The 2,311-nt window shown below is 52.9% G+C and carries 4 protein-coding genes; all 4 read left to right on the top strand.

Features of this window, described 5'->3' with window-relative positions:
- Positions 1–249: 249 nt before the first annotated feature.
- The 4 genes from ACP7EY_RS23825 (at position 250) to ACP7EY_RS23810 (ending at position 2,254) form a co-directional block, all read left to right on the top strand.
- The gene (locus tag ACP7EY_RS23825) at positions 250–690 is read left to right on the top strand and encodes a DUF1579 family protein (RefSeq protein ID WP_426197734.1); all 441 of its coding nucleotides are present in this window, start codon (positions 250–252) and stop codon (positions 688–690) included.
- Between the two features lie 162 nt (positions 691–852).
- The gene (locus ACP7EY_RS23820; protein WP_426197733.1) at positions 853–1,089 is read left to right on the top strand and encodes a DUF6980 family protein; all 237 of its coding nucleotides are present in this window, start codon (positions 853–855) and stop codon (positions 1,087–1,089) included.
- A gap of 133 nt (positions 1,090–1,222) precedes the next feature.
- Complete coding sequence (locus tag ACP7EY_RS23815; protein WP_426197732.1) at positions 1,223–1,480, top strand: hypothetical protein; 258 nt, start codon at positions 1,223–1,225, stop codon at positions 1,478–1,480.
- Between the two features lie 141 nt (positions 1,481–1,621).
- On the top strand, positions 1,622–2,254 hold the full coding sequence (locus ACP7EY_RS23810) for a serine hydrolase domain-containing protein (RefSeq protein ID WP_426197731.1): 633 nt from the start codon (positions 1,622–1,624) through the stop codon (positions 2,252–2,254).
- The last annotated feature ends 57 nt before the right edge of the window (positions 2,255–2,311 follow it).

Below are 2,311 nucleotides of genomic sequence, written 5' to 3'. Positions count from 1 at the left end.
GCGCCACGCGCAATTGGAAACTGAAGGACGAGGTGTGGCTCAATCCAGAAAGGGCTGCGCCTGAATTATTGAAGCTGGCCGCATGAACTGACGCGACATCTTTGTTGACAACTACCGTCATTCAGATGCTATATGTGAGTATTGGATATTTATTCGCGCTAATAAATGAGCTCTTACACTTCAATCGCTAGAGGAATACTTTGTTCGGTCCTGCTGGTATTTTGGGGAACTCTCGCATATGGACAGAACGTGGCAGACCGACCGGATCTGCTACAACAGCTCGATGGAAGCTGGATGATGTCTGGCGAGGTCCGCGGTAAGCCTGTGACCTATTCGCTCGAAGTAAAGCCTGGCTTGTCAGGCGCTTTTACTGAGTTGCGCATGCAAGATATTCAGGTTCCAGCGCAGTATGTTGCCAATGTCTATATCGGCTACGACCACGCAACGAAGACCGTCATCGTTCATTGGATGGACAGCTTCGGTGCCAAATATTCCATCCCTCATGGGACCGGTGATATTAAAGAAAATACCTTGCAGTTCACCTTCCCCTACACGGGCGGCCATTTCCGGGACACGTTTACTTTCGAACCTGCGGCCGGATACTGGATATTTTTACTGGAATCACAACAACCGGATGGCAGTTGGAGGCAATTTGCCAAATATAAGGTCGTACGAAAAATATCAGCGTAGCCTTCATCCCTGCGGCTGCGATTGAGCTGTCCGCTTTGGGTCGAATGCGGCCGGTCAGCACGAATTGCAACAAGTTCAGATTGGTAACATGCTAGAGCTGTCCGAACAGCCGGTTTCGGCCAAAAGCGGACATCGAAACACCTACCTCACCTAGTGCGCATCATGACCAACCCAATTCACGCAGACGGCACCGAATGCGATGCTGGAACTCAAAAGGTTCCAAAGCATTATCAGCCCTGCTGCGAACGCTTCGCACAGGGAACATTGAATTGCGAGTTCGATATTCGCTTCGAGTGGTGGGCAAAAAGTAAGCGGTGGATCGTGCGTATTCCTGATGGCGGAAGTTCCGGAATGGACATTGCTTTTTGCCCTTTTTGTGGAACCGAGCTTCCGACATGATGTAATCGCAACTCAGTTTTTTGCGACGCTAGTGTCCGCTTTGGGTCGAAACCAGTCCGTCGCGAACACAGGCCGGTACCGGCCAACAACTGTCTGTAACCGTAAAAATAGAATGCTGTTTTTGGAGATCAAATTGGACCAGCTGATCGTGTTGCGAGTTTCGGGAGGTAACGGCGTAGACCTGAATGGTGCCAAACTACATACCCAAGCGGAAGTTGCGAAAGCACTTGAAAAAATCTGCGCCGGAAACTCAAACATGAGTGTTTCTGTTGAGGTCACTGATTCCGAATCGTATGAAGCAATCGGAGCGGCGATCTACGGTAGTCACCGGGCGGGCTTTTCGGGCGAAAGATTTCGCTTGGTGATCAATGGCAAACCGCAGGAAATCTGAGTTCGACCATAGCGTTTGTTTGTTCGCTGACTGGGCGGCTCGCGGTAGTCCGCTTTGGGTCGAAACCGGCCGGCCAATGATAGACTGGTGGCGGCCAGAAGCTGAGACCAAAGCTCGAAGTGTTATCCAGGGTCCGCGTCCATGTCGACATTGCGCAGTATCTGTATCGCCATTTCTCTTCTGTTGCCGCCACACGGCGCCTTCGCCCAGACCGCTCAAGCGCCAGTGCGGGCGACGGCTGAACGTGATGTTGTTGCCCGCCTGGACCTCGCGTTTGCAAGGCACTATCCGGCGCACCAGCCCGGCGCCGTAATCATCGTCGTCAAGCATGGCACGACGATTTTTCGCAAGGCCTACGGCCTGGCCGATCTGTCGAAAACACTGCCAATGGCTCCTGGCATGGCGCTGCGTTTCGGTTCAGTCACCAAGCAATTCACCGCGACCGCTATCCTCCTGCTGGCCGACCAGGGCAAGCTGGCGCTGTCTGACGATATCCGTCAATTTCTGCCGGACTTTCCCACTGACGACAAAACAATCACCGTTGAACATTTACTGACGCATACCTCGGGAATCGTCAGTTATACGGGCATGCGTGACTTCCTCGCCCGCCGCGCGATGGATGTGAGCGTCGTCGAGATGATCGACCACTTCAAGTATGAGCCCAGGCAATTTGAGGCGGGCCAGCGCTATTCGTACAGCAACTCCGGTTACTTGGCGGTCTCAAGTATCAAGTGCAACACCGGGTTAATGAATCGAATCGGCCTGCAATTGTAGCCGAGCCATGTGTTCGGTATAAACCACCAGAGGCGACTTCCATCCGAGCGTTTCCCG

Source organism: Massilia sp. DWR3-1-1 (genome assembly GCF_049898325.1).
Taxonomy (GTDB): domain Bacteria; phylum Pseudomonadota; class Gammaproteobacteria; order Burkholderiales; family Burkholderiaceae_D; genus JAFCUW01.
The sequence above is the reverse complement of the archived record's forward strand: the minus strand, read 5'-3'. Positions and strand labels throughout refer to the sequence as shown.

What these genes read in the sequence shown, in the direction of transcription:
- ACP7EY_RS23820 (WP_426197733.1), top strand. Translation starts at nt 853, where the DNA reads ATGACCAACCCAATTCACGCAGACGGCACCGAATGCGATGCTGGAACT.
- ACP7EY_RS23810 (WP_426197731.1), top strand. Translation starts at nt 1,622, where the DNA reads ATGTCGACATTGCGCAGTATCTGTATCGCCATTTCTCTTCTGTTGCCG.